Genomic DNA, 21,226 nt, shown 5'->3' on the forward strand with positions numbered 1-21,226 from the left:
CGGTTGCATGAGACCGCGAACAGGTTTGATGAAGGGACTCCGAAAAGAGTCCCTTTTTTATTTTAGAACCTATTAAAATAAGGGTTCAGGCAATATGATTCCCTGCTTCTTTTATATCGACAAAAGAATTTCCCGGGACAGAATCAGGCCATGGGACAAAAACTTTCTATCTTATATCTCTTCTTTCTGGTATTTTCACTTTCCTGCGGAGGACCGTACGTAAAAATTCCGGACTCCGTCGAATTAGGAAAGGAATACTCATTTCCTGAAGAAGAATCTATCGCAAAGCGTACTTTGGAGCTTACTCTAACTTCTCTTAAAGAATCTTATAAAGATGGAGCCGTTGTCAGGAGAGACGCACATCCTAAACATCATGGCTGTGTGGCTGCTAACTTTACCGTAAAAAAAGATCTAGATCCTCAGTATAAGTTGGGAGTTTTCCAGCCAGGAAAATCCTATCAAGGTTTGGTTCGTTTTTCTAACGGATCTCAAAAACCGAAAGCAGACTTGGAAGGAGATATCCGCGGAGTTGGGATCAAACTTTTCGATGTTCCAGGAAAAAAGATCTTAGTTGAAGAAGCGCAAGAGAAAACCCAGGATTTTTTACTGATCAATCACCCTGTTCTTCCTGTAGGAGCTCCGGATGAATACTTGGCTTTATTCGAGGCTGCGTTTGCTGGTAAACCCGGTTCTTATTTTTTTGGTTGGAATCCATTTAGTTGGAAATTGGGCGGTCTTTCCAAAGTAAGAGCCATCCGAGGCAAAAAGATCACAAGTCCATTAGAAATTCGTTATTGGTCTACAACCCCTTACGCTTTCGGAGAAGGTAAGGCGGTGAAATATTCCGTAAAACCATGTTCTGAAACTAAATCCGAAATTCCGGATTCTCCGGCTGAAAATTATTTAAGAGAGGCGATGAGTAAACAACTGAAAGAATCTTCGGCTTGTTTTACTTTTATGGTTCAGCTTCAAAAAGATCCTAAATCTATGCCGGTGGAAGATCCCGCTGTTGTTTGGGATGAAGAAGTTTCACCATTTTATCCGGTAGCAGAGATATTGATTCCTAAGCAGGAATTTACAAATGAAAAGATGGATTCTCTTTGTGAGAACGTATCTTATACACCTTGGCATTCTCTCCAAGAGCATAAACCTCTAGGCGGGATCAATCGAGTTAGAAAATCTGTTTATCAAGCTATTTCGGATTATAGACATGGACAGAATAAAACTCAAAGAAAGGAAATTGATAAAAAGGATATACCGGCCAAGTTAATTCCTTAAGATCAAACGTTAAACGATGATTAGGCCTTGTTTTAAACGGGGTCTAATATCACTATTCAGGATGAAAAAACTTCTATTTGTACCATTTATTTTCGTAGGAATTTACCTAAACCTCGCATCCGAAAACAAAATCGATTTAGAAACAAGACAATCTAATTTGCTCGGAATTTACTGGGGACCTGAAAACAGGACCTTCGGTTGGTATTTGGAATTCAGAGAGGACTTTACTTTTTTCGAAAATTATGACGGAGATGGATGTGGGGGATATTCCGGGACTTATAAGATAGAATCAAACAAGGTGATTATGCAAGCATCCGCGGAAGAGCCATGTAAACCTTATAATTTCCAAGCCAACCGAACCTGCAGTATTGTTCCTACAAAATATTCTATTCGTTATTCCGCAAAATTATACTGCTCTAATGACGCTAGTTACTTTGGAGGATTTTTTCTTCCTGAATCTACTGAGCGAAAGATAGAAGGTGTGGCTGTTAAAACCATTCCCGGAAAATCAAAATACTTATCTAAATCGAGCCTTGCACGCATCGGCCCAGGTTACGATTTTCCTTCCATCGTTTGTAATACTAGAGAAGATGAAAAATCGATCCAAACAGATAAATTTCCCGAAAAATCGAAATTGGTACTTCTTGCTAAAACCCAAGGCTCTAAAGAGCCTAAAGGAAAATCCGAAACTTGGTATTATGCGGATATTCCTTTAGACTGGGGAGGGGGCTGCTATTATAAAGGCAAAGGTTATACTAGTGCCTGGTTTCCGGGATCGGTCCTTTTTGATATGACTGATTCGAAGATTGAGTCGTATGACTAAAAATTTTTGCGATTAGAGTGATTCCTAAGATTACATGAATCGAAGATTATAGAATAGATACGTCTTCTTCGCAAATTGAATCAAATTTTCCGAATCGTTGGATAAATATAAAATATAAACGTCTGCTATATTATCTTTATGTAAAGCAGTCATAAAGCAATATTTGTATTTTCTATCCGTACCGGGAATCATTTCGAATGCGGAATTGCTTCCCCAGTCGGCTCCGAATTCATCTTTAACGGCTTTGGTGGGAAATGCCGTATAAGAGGTGGCGGCGAATTCTCCTCCCAGATTAATTAGAAAAGTGGCGAAGTGAATTAAATAATCGTTCTTTTTAGGGGTTACTATAACAGCCTTCGGATTATTTTTTTTGATTTCTTCTATCTCTTTGAGAAGCCCAGGGATCGACTTTACGATGTACCGTATCTCGATCTGTTTATCATCGGAAAGAAGAGCGTAATCGTAGTGATAAGGTATTTCTTCATCTTTCGGAACGGGGTTGAATTTCGGAGGAACGATTTGGCGGATCAAAAGATTCGTTTCTATTAGAAGATTTTTAAAATGGGACATCTCTCGCGGCACTTCTCTTTTTGCAGTCGATTTGCAAGACGCTAAAATTAGTATGAAGCATAAAGATAAAACGTTTCTTTTCATGTGTTTTCCTTGGAAAAATTACTCGTTCAGAATTACGGGGATCTATTTGAGGAAGTAAGCCGACTCAATTCCATCGAATGACACTCGCTCGAAAGGTCCTTTTTTGGAATCGTTTATGAATAGTCCATTTTTATCATATCCGACGATTGTGATCCAAATGGCTTGATCTTCGGTTGCGGTTTTTCTTTTCCCTATAAGGAACTTCCCGGATTTTATAAGGTCAGAAGTCGGCTCCTTCTGTTGTTTAACGAATTTGTGATTTATTTTTTGTTTAAAATCGGCGTTTGCCAACGCGATTACATTATTTAAATCCGTTTCATATTGGGATGAGTTTATAAAAACCCATTGTAGTTTCGATTTCGGATACCGTTCTACTAACACTGACTGTAGGCTATAAACGAAATCGACGTATTCTTGTTCCGTTTCGAAACTAAGAACGGTATCCTTTTCCTGCCCGAATACAGGTGATAGAAAAAGAAACGATAGAAGGCAGATTGTTTTTTTTAGGGTCATCCTGTTTTTCCTGATTATAAATTTTGTTTTCAATATAGAACTCTATATGCCCCATGTGTTCCCGCAGGCACATCTTTAATCGGTTCGAATTTTAAACCAGTATCTTGCGCATTATCAAAAACAGTTTGAGTGATTAGAATCTCTCCGGCCTCTGCAGTATCTTCTCCTAGTTTGCTAGCAGTATTTACTTCGGAACCGAAAACGTCTGAATCTCCTATTTTCAAAACCTTTCCGTAGCCGAGTCCGACACAGAGAAGAATCTTTTCTTCAGGGATTTTGTCCTTATTATATTCTAATAATTCTTTTTGCATTCTGATCGCAGCTTGTAGTCCTTTGCCTACATTCCTGAAGATCACCAAAAAACTATCTCCTTCCGATTTGAGAAGTATTCCATCATGATCTTCTATGATAGGCACTAAAACTCTTTCGGATTCGTGAATGGTTTGTAGAAAATGAATGATCCCGAATTTTTCTACTCCTCGTGAAAATCCTGAAAGATCAGTAAACATGATACACCAAACTTCTCCGAATAAGTCCCAGATGCGGGCGTCTATTTTTTCCTTGTCGGCACCAGGTTTTAATCTTTCTAAAACTAGGTTTTCCAATCTATCTTCGGATGCGCTTGCGAATATACTTCTTTTGAATGCCATAAGAATCGATTAGTAGAGCGCTTTAGATAGAATTCGTCGACCTATTTTTTGAAAGACTAATTCTTTAAAATCGGTTATTCTAGACAAGGAAGGTCGGAATGAGATTCGTTTGTGAACTAAGTTGGGAATACTGTGTATCAGGTTTTGCTCTTTATCAGTTAAAAATGAATTTCCTGCGTTATTATCCGATTGCGGGACTTGCATTTCTGATCTTCTGGGTTTGGAAAAAGGACTTTTTTCAGAAATTCAGAATCCAGAAGGATTTCCCTAAAAGAGAAAGAATCATTTTTGAATTAAAACAATCGGCGATTACTTTGGTTATGTTCAGCACGATTGCTGTTTCAGTATATATTCTTGGAAAATTGAAGATCCTTCATATAAAAACGTATAAGGACTTTGCTGAATACGGATTAGGTTACGCGATATTCAGCTTTTTGTTGCTTACTATTTGGCATGAAACCTGGTTTTATTGGGCTCATAGGATTATGCATCATCGAAAAATTTATCCTTATATACATTCAGTGCATCATCGATCCGTAAATCCTTCTCCCATGGCTGCCTATAATTTTCATTGGGTGGAGGCTTTTTTGGAAGGTGTATATGTAGTTCCAGCTCTATGTATCCTTCCTCTTCATTTTTATGTTTTTTTAATTCATACTTTTTATGCGATGATTATGAATATCTGGTGGCATCTAGGATATGAGTTCTTTCCAAAAGGTTGGACTATTCATCCGATCTTAAAATGGATCAACACTTCTACCCATCATAATCTTCATCACCAAAAGTTTCATGGGAATTACAGTCTTTATTTTAATTTTTGGGATAGAATAATGGGTACAAACTTTAAGGATTATTCCGAAAGTTTTGAGAATAGTTCGGATGTGGAGAAGAAGGAGGAGATCTCCGCGATCCCCTCTACCTATTTGCAAAAATCTTAATCTACTCCTTGATTCTGACTTTTAATAATCTTCTTCTGAGGCGGATTTCCTCATCTAAGGATTTGGATAAGGCCCCAAACTTTCGATTCTGGAGGTCTACTGTCTCCACTAATGTTTCATACATCGGATTTGTTTTTCCGTCCGGGACTAAGAAGCTGGGTTTTATTTCTCCTTCAGTATAGACCTTAAAAGAAGCGACATTTGCATCTTCGTCTATAAACAATACGGCTCCTCCATGAGAGGACATTGGTTGGATTGTATCTACTACCCAACCACCGGTATTGAATACTTCTTTGCCTGAAATTTTTAAGCCTAAGTCTTGGGTTTCCACTGCGAAAGGTTTATGTGTATGACCAAAAATGAATGTATAATCATTCGGAAATTCTCTCTTACTTTTTTGAGTCTCTGATTTCCATTGTGCAGGAAGAGTTTCTCCTAAATATGAATCCATATTATGAACTACTTCGTCGCTTAGAACTGAGTTGGACATTCCTCTTTCTGCTTGGCCTACTTTTACTACAACTTTGGTAAGAATAGATTTGAGCACCCAGGCAAAGATAGTCTTGAGAAAGAGGGCTACTTTTAAATTTCGAACCGCATAGTCGGCTACATTCTTAGCGAGTCTGCTCACTGCTTTTTCGTCTTGGAGCATATCGTAAATAAGCCCAATGCCTGTTCCCACTTTGCCGGACCTTCCTAGAGTAGACCAGAAGAAGTCGATCCATGCAAAATTCTCCCTCTCTAATACATAGATGGATGTTGGATTTGGGACTTCTACTTGTTTTCTGAATGGAATATAATTCCCCATTTTTTTCCAAAGGGATTGAGTAGGCTTTGGCTTATCCTTGTCCTCATCTATTTCAGGCAGCAGAACTCTTTGCACTGTACTCATTAAGGAATAGATGTTTTCCAAAAAATGTCCGTGAGTTAAGAACACGGAACGTTTTCCGTTTTTAGAAGGAATTTCCAAATTCGGATATGCAATCACTGCCTCAGCTCTTTTTAACTTTTTGTTTCGTCTTAAAATTCCAGTGAGTAGATCGGATTGTATGAAGTCCGGATTTACCATCTTGGTCGTATGCCAAGTTTGATTGATGTATTGGTTCGGTTTTAGGTTCGCGATATATTCCATATACTGTTTCTCTCTCGCGGTTTCCCAAAGATGGTGATCATGGTTTCCTGGAATATAAAGAATACTTTCGGAAAAATGATGTTTCGTTTCCTTATAAGCAATATCCAAAAATCTTTCGAAGGTCATTGATGCTTCGTTGATATCGCCTAATGCTAACTCAAGCACGTCGCCTAATAATATAAATTGAGGAGGTTTAGAAGAACCGTTTACCGAGTGAACGATATGTTTCAAACAGTTTAGAAGTTCTGCAAGTGCGGGAGAAGTTTTCTGAGGATTTACTTTGAATCTATCCGAATCTTTTACGGGGTCCGGGAATTCTTCAATGTATGTAAGTAAACTGTTATATGCTCCTAGGTGAATGTCGGAGATAACGATATATTTAATTTTACTCTTAGGCATTTAGGATGTGAATCATTCAAAAAACGTTAATAAAATCAATTAATTATTGCTATTTTTAGGTAAATGGGGCAAATAAGTAGATTTTTCGACGTTAGGAGGCCTACTTGAAATTTTACGAGGCTATAATAATCGGAACCGGATTCGGCGGTTCGATCAATGCCTGTCGTTTGTCTAAAAAATGGCCAGGCAAAGTTTTAGTACTCGAACGAGGGAAAGAATATCCTAAAGGTTCTTTTCCCAGATCTCCTGAGGGAATGTCCAAAAACTTCTGGAATGTTCCGGAAGAAGGTCCTATTCCTAGATCTTCCAAGTTCAAAAGAGCGGGTAGGCAAACCGGACTATTCGATATTCGTAATTATCCAAAACTAGATGTAGTTCTTTCCGCCGGTTTAGGTGGAGGTTCTTTGATCTACGCAAACGTATTTTTAGAGCCTCCGGATCATATTTTCGATCACCGTTGGCCGGAAACTATTAAAAAGAAACATTTAAAACCTTATTATAAAATAGTAAAAGATATCTTGGGCTCTAGGCCTATCCCTGATACCGGAGAGGATAGACGTAAGGTAGTTCGGACAGAATTGTACGAATATTTTGCAAAGCATGAATCCAGAGTTTCCAAAAGAGCGGACATAAACGTATTTTTTGGAAACGATTTTAAGAAACCGACTCCTATTGGAGTCCAGGAAAAGAATCGTTTCGGAGCTGTCCAAACTTCCTGCACTTATTGTGCAGAATGTGATGTGGGATGTAATACTCATTCTAAAAACACTCTGGATTTAAATTATCTTTTTGTAGCGAGGAATTCGAACAAGGCCGAGATCAAAACGGAACATCTTGCTACCAAAATTGTTCCTTTGAATAGCAAAGGAGAAGAAGATCCGTCTCAATCAGGTGAACACGGTTTTAGAGTTCATTATCTGAATTTACAGAATGGAAAAACTTCCGAATCTTTTGCGGATACGAAACGTATCGTGGTTTCTGCTGGAACTTTAGGGTCTACGGAACTTCTACTTAAATGTAAAACAAAGTTTAAAACTTTGCCTAAGATTTCGGATAAACTAGGGACACAATTCTCTGGAAACGGTGATTTTCTTTCCTTTACTGCCAAAGGGAAGAAGCCTGCCGATCCGAATTACGGACCGGTAATCACTCAATATACGGATTATAATTTATTCTCCGGTTTTGATTCTAAAAAAGCCTTCTTGTTGGAAGATGCAAGTTATCCTGTATTTGCTTCTTACTTCGTTTCAGGTGCGATCCCTCTCATCTTTAAATTAAAATATATTTTCCATTTTATCGGAGAACTCTTCAAGAGTATCCTAAGCGGAAAAATTTTCGGTAGAGTGGGATTTCTTTTGAGTGAAGCTTTGAAAGGAGACCTTTCCTATACTTCTGCAGTACTTCTTTGTATGGGAATAGATACTTCTGATGGGAAGATGTATCTGGATAAAAAGGGAAATCTTCAGATACATTGGCCTCAAAAAGAAAATCGAACACTTTATAATACCATAATGGATGTGAACAAGAGGTTCGCAAAGTTCACGGATGCAAAGACCAGATTCCCGATGCCGACTTATTCTTGGCCGGTACGTAATAACGTAACGGTTCATCCTTTGGGTGGTTGCGTTTTAGGGCCTTCTGCAAATGCAGGAGTTTGTTCTTCCGACCCTAAAACTTTCGGAAAGGTTTTCGGTTACGAAGGTTTGTATGTAGCAGATGGCAGTTTATTGCCTACTGCAGTAGGGGCTAACCCTTCTATGACTATTTCCGCTCTTTCTGAAATGGTAGCCGAAGGAATTACAGGCAAGAAGCCGAATGCAAGTTTAAGGTAGGATAATCGATTGGCTACAGCGACGAAAAATAAATCAAAGAAGAATACAAGCAAATCAAAGCTAGGTAAAACAGGAGTCGGTTCTCATCCGGTAAGTTTGGAATTTACGGAGGAAATGAAAGGTTTCGTTTCCATGCCCGGATCTTTTAATTACCAGGATGATTATGCCGCGGGGAAGAAGGCCGGAAACTATCTGATGTTTCACCTAACGATTCGCGTAACTGATACTCAGTTTTTTGTCTATGACCCGAATGAAACTGGAGAGGCTATTGGTTGGGTAGAATGTCAGCCTCTTGGCGGTAGATTCGAAGTGGAAAAAGGTGTCTTTAACTGTTTCGTAGATTACGGAAAACCTTCTGCCAACGAAAAACATATGAAGTACCGTTTGTTTCTAAAGAATAAAGCGGGAAAGAAAATCACATTAAACGGATTTAAGAAGGTAGTCGATGACGGGATCCTGAATATCTGGAGAGATACTTCTACACTTTATACTACCGTGTACGAGGGATATGTCGAGGAAAAGGCAGAGCCTAAAGCAAAGGTTCTCGCAAAAGGCATTCTACACATATTAGAAAAAGATTTTATTAAGCAGATGACCACCTTCAAATCCAACGGTCGTACTTTTTCGGAAAGAAAAGATGCTCTGTTCAGATTCGGTGAATTATTCATGGGAAATCTTTGGGAAATTTACGGAGCCCAATTCAGGAAAGCAGAGCCTGAGTTATGGAGAGAAAGGGATATACCTGTTTTCACTCTAGACGGCGTAAAAAATTCTAAGATTACGTTTCATCCCTTCACTACAGATGATAAAATTTCCCTTAATTTAGTTCGTTTTCAGAAGAAGGAAAGTAAGGACGTCGTAGTTTTGATGCACGGACTTACAACCTCTACAGATATGTTCGTTATGCCTGAGCATAAGAACCTAGTGACTTATCTGCATGAAAATGGATTTACGGATGTTTGGAGTTTTGATTGGAGAGGAAGTTTACGTTTTAATTATAATCTTTTTCCTCATAGGTATACTTTAGATGATATCGCTCTTTATGATGTGCCAGCCGCTTTAAAAGTAGTAAAAGACGCTGTGGGTGCGGGAAAAAGGATCCACTTTGTTGTACATTGTGTGGGATCCATTTCTTTCTTCATGAGTTTGTTCGGAGGAAAAATAGACGGAGTCACAAGCGTTGTGTCAAATAGTGTATCGCTGACTCCTAATGTACCTACTTGGTCCAAGATCAAATTAGCATTCTCTCCCTTCTTAATGGAGTCGGTTTTCAGATTTCCGAATGTGAATCCTCGCTGGTATTATCTACCAGGTATAGCTTCAGGAAAGCTATTGTCTAGATTTGTAAGTCTTTTTCATCACGAATGTGACGAGCCTGCATGTCATATGCTCAGTCTTATGTGGGGAACCGGATGGCCTGCTTGTTATGAACATACAAACCTTCCGGATATCACTCATCGAAGAGTAGGAGATCTCTTCGGGGCAACTTCTATGAATTATTACAGGCATATCAGAAAAGCCGTGGGTCGCAAGGCAATGATCAAATATACACCGACCGACAGTCGTTATAACTCTTTGCCGAACAACTATTTAGATAAGGCATCGGAAGTCAAAACGCCGGTATTGTTTATGACGGGCGATCAAAATAAAGTATTCAAAGATTCTAATATTATAGCTTACGAAACACTGAATCGTTTGAATCCAGGAAATAAAAACGAACTGTTTATCGCCGAGGGTTACGGCCATCAGGATACTTTGATGGGGAAAAAGAGCGATAAGGACGTGTTCCCAAGAATAGTGGAGTTCCTGCGCAAGAATTCCAACGGAGTGAAAAAAGGATAAATATGTCTAAGGAAGACCGACCAGTCGTTTTTCTAACGGGAGCTGCAGGAGGGATCGGCAGGGAAACCGCATCTCTTCTTTCCGAAAAGGGGTATCTCTTGTTTTTGACAGATCTGCAGAAACAATCTTCGGATCTAAAAAAATTTGCGGAAACATTAGGAAAAGATCATGTTGTTTTTGCTTGTGATATTTCTAAGGCTTCCGATTCAGAAAAAGCGATTAAAGAATGTGTGAAACAATTTGGGAAGATTGATGTACTTGTGAATAATGCAGGGATCATGAGACCTTCCAAGTTCGAGAACCTAACCCAAGAAGAGATAGATGAGCAGATTGGGATCAATATCATCGGTACTATTCGATTGACAAAGTTAGGTTTGCCTTATCTCAAAAAAACAAAAGGTAAACTGGTCATCTTATCTTCTCTAGCGGGAATTGTTCCTGCTCCTCATCATTCTATCTATAGTGCGACAAAATTTGCACTCAGAGGTTTTTCTTTAAGTTTGTATCTGGAGTGGAAGGAGATAGGTATACGAGTTAGTTCCATTCTGCCTGGGACGATTCAATCTCCTATGACAAAGTATATGGCATCTAGAGATAGTTCGCCCATGGCTTATATTAATCCACCTTTACCGCCTTCTGCAGTTGCCAAAGGAATTTGGAAAGCGATCCAAACGGATAAGGCCGAGATCTATGTTCCATATTCTCAAGGATTATTGGCAAGGGTTGCGTTATTATTCCCTTCCTTATTGTCTTTGATCTATCCGATCATGGCCAAAAAGGGAGTTAGAAATTTCGAATCTTGGAAAAGAAAGGGAGTTTTTGATTGATAGCGAATTAGAAATTGTCTTCGCTTAACTCTTTTAATTTTTGATTCATTTTTATATGTGAATTACGTACAGCAGTTTGGATATGCGAACTAAATAAATTAGGCATAATCCCAGTTAAGATTGCAGTATGACTGAATTTGGTGCGGCCAGGGGTTACCTTTTCGAAAGTGAAACGATGATCTCCGGCAAACATGTATTTGAAAAAGAGGGGGAAGGCTCCTTTCCAAGATATGGATTTAGAATTGGCTAGTTCGTATATCAACGCCTTGGTAGGTAAATAAACTCCCGTAAAATAATAATCGAAAACAATAATTGTTCCGTCTTGCACCGGTTTGCCGAGAATCCTTTTTAAGAAAGGATTCCAAGAAGGAAACTTGGAGAAGTCGGTAAAAATACTCCAAATTTTTTCAGGGGATGCCTGGATTTCTATCGAGGTGACGATTGTTTGAGGATTCATTCGTCACATATCTGATGTTCTATCTGAAAAATGTCTATCTAATAAATGTTTAAAATTCGGTAATTTATGAATTGTAAAAGTATTATTCTCTATTTCATTTTCTTCGCGTTATTTGCAGTTTCTTCTGTATATGCAGATGACAAGATCCACGTTAGTAAGGATATCGAACGACTACCTTTAGGTAAGTCTGTATATTATTTAGAAGATCCTGAAAGAAAATTAACATTCGACGACATCTCCAAGCCGGATGCAGAGTCGAAATTTATAAAATCCGATAAGGATTCGTTGGATTTTGGACAATTAAATTATAATTATTGGTTTAGACTAACTTTCGAAAACGATACCCCGGAATCTGTTTCCAAACTTGTCGAGATCAATTATAGCAACATAGATATAGTTCAATTTTATAAGCCGAATCCCGATGGAACTTATTCTAAAGAGGAAAGCGGGATGCTTTTTCCTTTTTCCGCAAGAAGTTTTAAGAATCGCAACTTCGTTTATCAGATAGAGTTGCTGCCTGGACAACAAAAGACTTATTATTTAATGACTTGGACCAGTGGAGGCTTGAACATCCCTCTTACACTTTGGGATAAGGAAACTTTCTCTCAATATAACGCGGATATGCAACATGGTTTAGGTTTATATTATGGAGTAATGGTTGTGATGATCCTCTATAATATTTTTATCTTCTTCTCCGTAAGAGATGTGAGCTATTTTTACTACGTATCGTATATCTTAGGTTTTTTAGGAATACAATTGGTCCTAACCGGGCATGGATTTCAATACCTATGGCCTGCATTTCCTTTTTTACAAAGAAATTTTTACGTGGTCTTCACAGGTATCTGTATGGCCTCGGTGCTCTTATTCACAAAAAGATTTTTGAATACAAAGGAGAATGTTCCGAAATGGCTGGATAAATCCATGAAGGTGCTGATTGTCGCTCATGGATTTATCTTATTTACTCCTTTGGTTCTGCCTCCGGAGATTACAGTAAAATTGGCATTGGTCCTGACCCTTCCTGTTTTGATCTTCATTCCTACGGCTACAGTGATTAGCTTTTTGAAAAAGTTTCGTCCAGCACGTTATTTTCTTCTGGCGTTTACGGTTCTTACTGTTTCAGGAACGGTAGTAGTTCTGCGCTTTATCAACGTTTTGGGTTCTACTTTCTTAACTGAATACGGATTGTATTTGGGCTCTACTATGGAAGTTATCCTTCTTTCCATTGCTTTGGCGGACCGTATCAATATTATGAAAAAGGAAAAAGAAGAAGCCCAAGCAAAAACTTTGGAAATGCAAAAAATACTCACAGAGTCATATGCCAGATTCGTCCCGAAAGACTTTTTAGCAAATTTAGGAAAGGATTCAATTCTGGATGTGAGACTTGGAGACCAGATCCAGAAGGATATGGCAGTTTTATTCAGCGATATTCGTTCCTTTACTACATTATCGGAGCAGATGACTCCTGCGGAGAATTTTAATTTTATCAATTCTTATTTAAGTAGGATGAGTCCTATTATCCAAAGACATAATGGGTTTATAGACAAGTTTATTGGTGATGCGATTATGGCTCTATTTCAGAGAAACGTAATAGATGCAGTATCTGCCGGTGTAGAAATGCAAAGATATTTGAAAGAATACAATGAACATAGACATCGGCAAGGTTATATTCCTATTCAGATAGGGGTAGGGATCCATTCGGGTTCCTTAATGCTGGGTACAATTGGAGCGGAAGAAAGGTTAGAAGGTACGGTGATTTCAGACACGGTCAACCTTGCGTCTCGGATCGAGAGTCTCACTAAAGTATATGGCTCTAGAATTGCAGTCAGCGAAAGTACGATCGAAGAAGTTAAAAAAGACGGCAAATTCCATTTCCGTTTTTTGGACAGAGTAAAGGTAAAAGGGAAACAACGACCTGTTTCAGTTTATGAAGTGTTCGACGGAGACGAGCCTCAGCACCAAGATCTGAAATTGAAAACCAAAGAATCCTATGAAAAAGGTGTGAAAGCATTCTATTCCAACTCATTCGAGGAAGCAAAACAGCAGTTTGAGAAAGTGATCTCACTCTTTCCGGATGATAAGGCTACTCAACTTTACTTAAAACGTTTGTACCCGGTAACTCACGATCGAAAATTAGAAGAAGTAGAAGAATAGCCGACCTCGAATCGGTCGTCCGGTACTGATAAATCATCCTCTATTCGGAACTTGAAAGGGCTATTTTATTCTTTCCTAAAGAAGGGAGGAGTAAAATATTCCTACAAACGTATTCCGATGTACCTATCTAAGGTTTTTGTTCTAATTTTATGTTTTTCGGCCTCGTCTTTATTTTCGGAGGAGGTTATCCCTTTATCATCTCAAGTAGAGCGCAAAAGAATTAGCACTGAGGTCTATTTTTTAGAAGATTCTAATAAGGAGCTTGGAATAGAGAAGGTTTCCTCAGGAGAATATTTCGGAAAATTCAAAAAATCGGATATGGATCCGCTGAACTTCGGACAGACTAACTTTGATTATTGGATCCGGATTACCCTGAAAAACTCAGAAAAGACACAGATCCGAAAAATTTTAGAACTATATTATACGAATATAGATCGAGTCGACTTTTTTGCAGAGAATATATCCGGCAAACAGGAGTTAGTTAATTCCAGTGGGATGGCCTTTCCTTATCCTGTTCGAAAGGTAAATCACAGAAATTTTATCTATACCTTAGATTTCCAACCGGAACAGACCCGTACTTTTTATCTTAAGTTGAACACAAGCGGCGGTTTGGTGTTTCCACTTTTAGTATGGAATCCCGAGACCTTCTATCATCATAATGCTGATATTCATTTAGGTCTTGGATTGTATTACGGGATCATGTGTGTGATGATCCTTTACCATTTATTGATATTCTTATCTACTCGAGATATCAGCTATCTGTTTTTTGTTACCAATATTTTCGGATTTTTCGGAATACAGCTGGTTCTTACTGGTCACGGATTCCAATATCTTTGGTCGGAACATCCTGATCTCCAGAGGAACTTATACGTAGTCTTTACCGGGATATGTATGTCTTCTTTGGTTTTATTCGCCCAAAAGTTTTTGAATACGGAAGAGAATATAAATCGTTATCTAAATAATTCTCTACATTTTACTTGGGGAATTCATGCTCTTCTAACTTTTTCGCCTTTGTTTTTGCCTCCAGAGCTTACCGTCAAAGTAAGTTTGGCTCTTAGTATCCTTGCTCCTTCTTTGGTCTTGATCGCTGCTTCCATTTGTTTTTTTAAAAATTATAGACCTGCTCGATACTTCTTATTGGCGTTCAGCTTCTTATGTATTTCAGGGATGTTTGTCGTTTTAAAATTTGCGAACCTTGTCGGAGTTTCTAATTGGGCGGATGATGGACTTTATATCGGTTCCTCTATGTCTGCATTGATATTCTCTTTTGCATTAGCTGATAAGATCAATATTCTAAAAAAAGAAAAAGAAGATGCACAGCGTAAGATTTTTGAAGCTCAGAAAGAAAATCTAGAAATGCAGAAAACGTTGAATGATTCTTTGGAAACCTTGGTGATAGAAAGAACCAAGACGATAGAAGAACAAAAGTTGGATATAGAAGCTAAGGCAAAATTGATCGAAAAGGACCTTGCGATTGCGGGTAAGATACAATTTTCACTTCTTCCTTCCGTTCTCCCTAAATCACATAACGTAAGAATTGCGTATAGATGTATCCCGATGCTTCATGTGGGAGGCGACTTCGTAGATCTGATTTCCGATCGGACAGGAAGGGCTCTCGGAATTTTTATTTGTGATGTGACAGGTCATGGAACGGGTGCGGCAATGTTGGCGGCGATGGTTAAGATGGCTTTGGCGGATTGGTCGGACTATTTAAGTGACCCTGGATACATGCTTGCAAAAATGAGAGCTCAGTTGATGGGGAAGTTGAACGGAAATTTTGTGACTGCTACTATGATTACATTCTATCCTGAATCGGGACGGATACTAATCGCAAATGCAGGGCATCCTGAGGCGATCTTAATACGTAAATCCAATGGAAAGCATGAAACTTATCGTCCGACTGGGATTGCGATCAATGAGTTCTTATCCACTCCGAATTACCAAACTCTAAAGACAGAATTGAGTAGAGGTGACAAGCTCGTATTATACACTGATGGTCTTCCTGAAGCCAGATCCAAAGAAGGTGACTTTTATGGAGACGATAGATTTTTAGATCTGCTTAAAAATTTTTCCGAATTGGAACCTGAACTTTTTTGTAATTCAGTAATCGGAAAAATCCAACATTTCACTCAAGAAGAACAAAGTTCTCACGATGACATGGCGATGGTCGTTCTGGAATATCTAGGCTAACTCCTTCTTTACCTTTTTCATACGGGATGCTGTAGAAATACCTCTCCCTATTCCGATATTTAACTCAGCCTTCTTAGGTTGAATTATGATAAGCTCGAATAACCGCGTTAGAGTATATTGGGATATACTCGTATTCATATGTATATTTTGGGCTTCCTTGGAATCTCCTCTTAGAATCGTTATTTCTTACGATCAGAACCTTCTTTTAACAGGGATCTATTTTTTCATAGATTCGGTCTTTGCATTGGACATCATTTGGAATTGTGTCACTCCGGAATACAAAGATGGTAAATGGGTCGTTATACGATCTGAAGTGATCAGAGATTATTTAAAGTCTTGGTTTGTTATAGATCTAATTGCGGCTATACCTTTCGAATACGCTACTCTTAAAATTTTCGGCCTGCAACAATCCCAATATCCTTATCTATATCTTATCTTAGGAGTTACTCGCATCTTAAAAGTATTCAGGATATCGGACATTCTACATAGGATCAATCTTGCCTTCCAACCCACACCAGGGATCCTAAGATTAGTTCTCTTTGCATTCTGGGTTACATTAGTCGCCCATTGGTGCGCGGTTGGCTGGTTGTTTATGGATGATCTCCAAGATTATCAGACTGGTCGGTCTGAATATATTAGAGCTTTATATTGGACTGTAACCACGATTGCCACCGTAGGTTATGGAGACATCACTCCTTCTACAGATCTGCAGAGAATATATACAATATTCGTAATGATGCTCGGAGCAGGGGTGTATGCAACAGTAATCGGTAATATCGCAAGTATATTGGGAAATCTAGATCTAGCTAAGGCTGCACAAATGAAAAAGATGGCCCAGGTTGACTCTTTTTTAAAGGCTAGAAACATTCCGACAGACATGCGGAAAAGAGTGCGTGATTATTATATGTACATTATAGATAGAGGATGGGGAGAAGATGAAAGTCTACTTTTGAATGACCTTCCTTTATCTTTGAGAAAAGAAGTAAAGATACAATTGCATCGGAGTTTATTAGAGAAGGTCCCTTTTTTAAAAGGTGCCGATCCTGCATTGGTAGCAAGTTTGGTATTTTCTTTAAAACCTACAATTTTCCTGAAAGGTGATACGGTTTTTAGAAAAGGAGAGAAGGGAGATAGCCTCTATATTTTGAGCGAAGGTTCTGTAGATATATTAGGCTCCGATGACAAAACTGTCTTGATAAACTTGCAGGAAGGTCAGTTCTTCGGTGAGTTAGCGTTGGTAACAGACGAACCTAGATCTGCAACAGTAAGAGCTATGAGCACCTGTGAAATTTATACTTTAAGTAAGTCGGATTTCGATCACTCTTTAGAACGATTCTCAGAATTCAGATCCGCTATAGAGGAATCTGTTTCCAATTTGAAAAAATAACAACTTCCATTCTCTTTTTAAGATCTGTTTCGAAATTACTTGACCGACTCGCAAATTCTGCTAAAAAGCACGGGCTGAAATAGGAGAATTTATGCTACCGGTAATACCGTTGAATTATTTGGCAATTTTGGTTGGGGTTCTTGCAAACGTAGTGATCGGATTTCTTTGGTTCGGACCGATCTTCGGTAAAGTTTGGGCTAAAGAAATGGGTTACGAGAATATGGAACCTGATACCAAGCAGATGTTAAAATCCATGGGTATCATGATCATCGGTTCTTTTCTAACAGCATTTGTTTTAGCTCATAGTTTATTTGTTTGGAAACCTTCTTCTTGGAATCTTCCGGGAGATGGGCCTGCTTGGATGTATGGAGCTTATGCTGCATTCTATACTTGGTTGGGTTTTTATATACCAATGCTTTTAGGTTCTGTAGCTTGGGAATCCAGATCTTGGAAATTGTTTTTTATCAATGCAGGGTATAATTTAGTTTCCTTAGCGGCTATAGGTCAGATCCTCGCTGTTTGGCCTGCTTAATAATTAATCCACATTCCTGATATGTAAAAAAGGGATTCCAAATCGGAATCCCTTTTTGTATCCTAAGCTAAAATCAGAAATTTTTTTCCGAAGGATATCCGGAAGTTCTCTTGAAAAGTAAGCATAACGTATTAATTTTTATTCCCTCTTTGATCGGAGCTTTAGTTCTACTCGGCTGGTTACTCGATATCGAGATCCTGAAACGACCAAGAGCTTCAATGGTTGCGATGAACCCGATGTCTGCACTTTCTTTCGTTTTGCTGGGATTGGCGCTTTATCTCAATTTAAATCAACCTGATTCCAAACCCTCCCGTAATACCATACGTTTTATTGCGTTATCTGTTATCATCATTGGTCTTTCTAAATTATATTCTATTGTCAGTGGGTTTGATCTAGGAATGGATACTCTCCTTTTTCCGGATAAGATCTCAAAAGTTATCGTAAGCGGTTTTACGAATCGAATGGCTCCAAATACTGCTTTCGATTTTGTGATACTCGGAGCAGCGGTTTTTTTAAGTTCTTTTCGAAGGGAAGTATTAAGTTCCATCTCCAATTATTTATGCATTTTAGTTCTTTTGATCGGACTTTTCTCTGTGATTGGCTATGTGTATCAGGTTCGGGAATTTTATGGGATTCTTTCCTTCATTCCTATGGCAATTCATACCGCTATTAGTTTTATTTTTTGTTCCTTCTCCCTTCTGTTGATCAATGGACATTCAGGATTTATGAGGGTATTCACGAGCAAAAGTTCTGGAGGAATTTTAGCACGAGTTTTAATTCCATTTTTAATTATCGTTCCTGTCATATTCGGTTACATACGTATTTATTTGAATAAGATCAATCCGGTCAGTTTGGAACTAGGAGTAGGGTTCCTAATGACCGGGATTATACTCACCTTTTTTGTTCTGGTTTGGTTCGTAGCCACTCAATTGGAAAAATCGGATCTCGCAAGGACTGATGCCGAAAAAAAACTTTCGGAACTGAACCACGAATTGGAGAAGATGGTTAGCTCTAAAACTATGGATCTATTCAAAAGTGAGAATAGATTTAGGACAATTTTAGAACAATTTCCTTATCCCGTATTAACTTACGATCCGGAAGGTGTTTGTACGGGCACTAATTTTGCTTGGGAAGAAATGTGGAATACCAGAAGAGACGTATTAGTCGATTATAATATATTAAAGGATCCTCAGATAAAAGAGGCGGGATTTTTTCCCTTTGTGGAGAAGGCATTCCGCGGAGAACCCGCGATCTCCGAACCTTTTCTTTATGATCCTAAGTTGATCGGGAGTTCAGGAAGAGATCGTTGGTTGCAAATGGTGCTTTATCCCGTTAAAAACACTGCAGGGAATATCTTAGAGATAATTGTAGTCCACCAAGACATTACTGCAAGCAAGGAAGCAGAGAATGAGATCCGCTTACTAAATAATGAATTGGAAGAAAGAGTAAAGATACGCACGGAACAATTAGTTTTGGCTAATAAAGAATTGGAATCTTTCTCTTATTCCATTTCTCACGATTTAAGAGCCCCAATCCGAGGGATCAGTGGATTTACCCAGATCTTAATGGAAGATTATGGAGTGAATTTTGATGCAGAAGGAAAAAGGATCATCGGAAAAATTATAGAGAATGCCAAGCAGATGGGGCAGTTGGTGGATGATCTTCTTGAATTTTCTAGGTTGGGAAGAACAGAATTGGCCGAGAGAGAAATTTCTATGAAAGAACTGGCCGTTACCGTATATAAAGAATTGCTAAACTTGGAATCAGAAAGAGAAATCCGTTTTGAAATACAAGATATTCCAAACGTAAGAGCGGATCAGCCAGCGGTTCGTCAACTTTGGGTGAATCTGATCTCGAATGCTATCAAATATACTAAAAAAATCGGATCACCTACCATCCAGGTCGGCTCCACGGAATCCGATGAGGGAACCGTTTTTTATGTCAAAGATAATGGTGCTGGTTTTAATATGCAGTACTATCATAAACTTTTCGGTGTCTTTCAACGGTTACATTCCAATTCGGATTTCGAAGGTACCGGAGTTGGACTAGCTATAGTAAAAAGAATCGCTTCCCGCCATGGGGGAAGGGTATGGGCAGAATCCAAAGAGGGAGAAGGGGCTACCTTCTATTTTACTTTGCCAGGCCAAGATCCTAAACTAAAGTGATTCTAAAAATTTAACTAGTTGGTTCCTTTGGGAAGAAGAAAGTCCCAAAATATGCTGTTTACTTCTCTCTGCCTCTCCTCCATGCCATATGATGGCTTCCATAAAAGTTTCTGCCCTACCGTCATGCAATAATTGTAATGTTCCATTTACTTTGGAAACGAGACCTATCCCCCAAAGAGGAGGTGTTCTCCATTCTCTTCCGGAAGCCAAGTGGTCTGGTCTTCCGTCTTTCAGGCCTTCTCCCATATCATGCAATAGAAGATCCGTATACGGTCGGATGATCTGCATTGATATCTCAGGAGCGCCAGGAATATTACCTGTTGATAATTTAGAAATATGGCAAGAATTACATCCTGCTTGGAAAAAAATCCGCTTACCCATAAGGACTTCGGAAGAAGAAGGAGATCTCCTCGCAGGAACAGCAATCAGTCTCATATACTTTACCATCATATCTATCTTTGTAGTATTCAATTCGGGTAGGGTTCCATGGGGAGAAGAATCACAAGCAGTCTGAACGGACGTACAGTTCTTGAAAGGAAAAAGTGGACTTGTTATTCCTATATCTTCTAAAAACGCTCGAGAGCCTTGTTGTTTTAAATTGGGTTCGTTTGCTTTCCAGCCGAATCTTCCTATTTTATTTGTTCCACTCACCAGATCCGGAACTAAATTAATCCTTCCTGATATTCCATCCAGATTAGAATCAGATTCGTCCTGTAAGGATAACAAAGTTTCATCCGAGATTGCTTCTAATAATCCCATCCCGATCACCTTGGAAGTGTTTCTAAGAGAATATACATCCCCGTTAGAGGTTAAGGGGCCATAATTCAGATTGGAAAATTCTACTTTCGGTTTTCTTAATGTATATGAAGTCCCGTCTTGAAAAACTCCTTCTATTTGCGAATAAGAAACGGAAGCTATTCCTTCGGCCGGGACTCCGTTCAGAGAGAATGGTTGGAATTGTCCTCCGTAATTAGGATCATTACTGAGTCGCACTAACGCAGTGAACATGGTTTCTTCAGGTCCGGAAGGGACTTTTCCGATTCCATTTCCCACATGACAGGCCAAGCAAGAATTTGCATTGAATAGGGGACCAAGTCCTCGTCTATCAATCTGTCCCGAGCTGGAATTTTCCCAAGGGACTTCGAAGACTGATTGTCCTACAGTAAAATCGGAAATTTTATCCAAAGGAAGCCCGGGTGCAAATTGTAAATATGCCCTGGATGTAAAATCGAAGGAGGTCATTCCTTTACCTCCGGATAATTCTTCTCCTTCTTCATATTCCCAGGAATCATCCTGGCCTCCGGCAACGGAAACCAATGGGTAAATCTCGGAAAATCTGCAAGATAGATCTTGAGAGATACAATTCCCTTTTCCGAAAACTTGTTTTCCGAATTCGGAACATCCCATTAGAAAAATAGAAAATACTAATAGGTAGTTTTTTATAGTAAGCACTGTT

The 21,226-nt window shown here is 38.8% G+C and carries 16 protein-coding genes; 11 read left to right on the forward strand and 5 right to left on the reverse strand.

The genetic code is table 11. The annotated features are described in order from the left end of the window. The first annotated feature begins 150 nt into the window (after positions 1-150). Together CH365_RS16245 and CH365_RS16250 are read left to right on the forward strand one after the other, a co-directional pair. A complete protein-coding gene (locus CH365_RS16245) occupies positions 151-1,278 on the forward strand; it encodes a catalase family protein (protein WP_100769606.1) in 1,128 nt (375 codons plus the stop codon). A 61-nt stretch (positions 1,279-1,339) separates the two neighbouring features. Further along, positions 1,340-2,101: a hypothetical protein gene (locus CH365_RS16250; RefSeq protein WP_100769607.1), complete on the forward strand. Its 762-nt coding sequence runs from the start codon at positions 1,340-1,342 to the stop codon at positions 2,099-2,101. 30 nt (positions 2,102-2,131) lie between these two features. Here CH365_RS16250 and CH365_RS16255 read toward each other — a convergent pair whose 3' ends face one another. Together CH365_RS16255 and CH365_RS16265 are read right to left on the reverse strand one after the other, a co-directional pair. Then, a complete protein-coding gene (locus CH365_RS16255; protein WP_100769608.1) occupies positions 2,132-2,755 on the reverse strand; it encodes a hypothetical protein in 624 nt (207 codons plus the stop codon). A gap of 542 nt (positions 2,756-3,297) precedes the next feature. Beyond that, positions 3,298-3,918 carry an adenylate/guanylate cyclase domain-containing protein gene (locus CH365_RS16265; RefSeq protein WP_100769610.1) on the reverse strand — a complete coding sequence of 207 codons (621 nt, stop codon included), beginning with the start codon at positions 3,916-3,918 and terminating at the stop codon, positions 3,298-3,300. Positions 3,919-4,016: 98 nt separating this feature from the next. Between CH365_RS16265 and CH365_RS16270 the strand changes: the two genes are divergently transcribed. Beyond that, positions 4,017-4,856: a sterol desaturase family protein gene (locus tag CH365_RS16270; RefSeq protein ID WP_100769611.1), complete on the forward strand. Its 840-nt coding sequence runs from the start codon at positions 4,017-4,019 to the stop codon at positions 4,854-4,856. Position 4,857: 1 nt separating this feature from the next. On the opposite strand, the gene CH365_RS16275 is transcribed toward CH365_RS16270, so the two are convergent. Further along, complete coding sequence (locus CH365_RS16275; RefSeq protein WP_100769612.1) at positions 4,858-6,387, reverse strand: metallophosphoesterase; 1,530 nt, start codon at positions 6,385-6,387, stop codon at positions 4,858-4,860. Between the two features lie 104 nt (positions 6,388-6,491). Between CH365_RS16275 and CH365_RS16280 the strand changes: the two genes are divergently transcribed. From CH365_RS16280 to CH365_RS16290, 3 genes are read left to right on the forward strand one after another with little or no spacing between them, the layout of a single operon-like run. After that, positions 6,492-8,219, forward strand: a complete 1,728-nt coding sequence (locus CH365_RS16280; protein WP_100769613.1) for a GMC oxidoreductase — start codon at positions 6,492-6,494, stop codon at positions 8,217-8,219. A gap of 9 nt (positions 8,220-8,228) precedes the next feature. Beyond that, positions 8,229-10,061: an alpha/beta hydrolase gene (locus CH365_RS16285; RefSeq protein ID WP_100769614.1), complete on the forward strand. Its 1,833-nt coding sequence runs from the start codon at positions 8,229-8,231 to the stop codon at positions 10,059-10,061. 2 nt (positions 10,062-10,063) lie between these two features. Further along, the gene (locus tag CH365_RS16290; protein WP_100769615.1) at positions 10,064-10,888 is read left to right on the forward strand and encodes an SDR family NAD(P)-dependent oxidoreductase; all 825 of its coding nucleotides are present in this window, start codon (positions 10,064-10,066) and stop codon (positions 10,886-10,888) included. Positions 10,889-10,895: 7 nt separating this feature from the next. On the opposite strand, the gene CH365_RS16295 is transcribed toward CH365_RS16290, so the two are convergent. Beyond that, a complete protein-coding gene (locus CH365_RS16295) occupies positions 10,896-11,345 on the reverse strand; it encodes an SRPBCC domain-containing protein (RefSeq protein ID WP_100769616.1) in 450 nt (149 codons plus the stop codon). A 66-nt stretch (positions 11,346-11,411) separates the two neighbouring features. Between CH365_RS16295 and CH365_RS16300 the strand changes: the two genes are divergently transcribed. From CH365_RS16300 to CH365_RS16320, 5 genes are all read left to right on the forward strand, one after another. Then, the gene (locus tag CH365_RS16300) at positions 11,412-13,496 is read left to right on the forward strand and encodes a 7TM diverse intracellular signaling domain-containing protein (RefSeq protein ID WP_100769617.1); all 2,085 of its coding nucleotides are present in this window, start codon (positions 11,412-11,414) and stop codon (positions 13,494-13,496) included. Positions 13,497-13,547: 51 nt separating this feature from the next. Continuing rightward, positions 13,548-15,686 (forward strand): 7TM diverse intracellular signaling domain-containing protein, encoded by a 2,139-nt coding sequence (locus CH365_RS16305; protein ID WP_100769618.1) that lies wholly within the window; start codon positions 13,548-13,550, stop codon positions 15,684-15,686. An 85-nt stretch (positions 15,687-15,771) separates the two neighbouring features. Further along, a complete protein-coding gene (locus CH365_RS16310; protein ID WP_100769619.1) occupies positions 15,772-17,073 on the forward strand; it encodes a cyclic nucleotide-gated ion channel in 1,302 nt (433 codons plus the stop codon). 91 nt (positions 17,074-17,164) lie between these two features. Next, positions 17,165-17,605: a DUF1761 domain-containing protein gene (locus tag CH365_RS16315; RefSeq protein WP_100769620.1), complete on the forward strand. Its 441-nt coding sequence runs from the start codon at positions 17,165-17,167 to the stop codon at positions 17,603-17,605. Between the two features lie 110 nt (positions 17,606-17,715). After that, on the forward strand, positions 17,716-19,770 hold the full coding sequence (locus CH365_RS16320) for a sensor histidine kinase (protein WP_100769621.1): 2,055 nt from the start codon (positions 17,716-17,718) through the stop codon (positions 19,768-19,770). Here the strand turns inward: CH365_RS16320 and CH365_RS16325 are convergent. Further along, positions 19,762-21,222 (reverse strand): di-heme oxidoreductase family protein, encoded by a 1,461-nt coding sequence (locus CH365_RS16325; RefSeq protein ID WP_244283244.1) that lies wholly within the window; start codon positions 21,220-21,222, stop codon positions 19,762-19,764. The two genes, CH365_RS16320 and CH365_RS16325, sit on opposite strands and share 9 nt — an antisense overlap. Positions 21,223-21,226: the final 4 nt, after the last annotated feature.

Source organism: Leptospira neocaledonica (assembly GCF_002812205.1).
Lineage (GTDB): Bacteria > Spirochaetota > Leptospiria > Leptospirales > Leptospiraceae > Leptospira_B > Leptospira_B neocaledonica.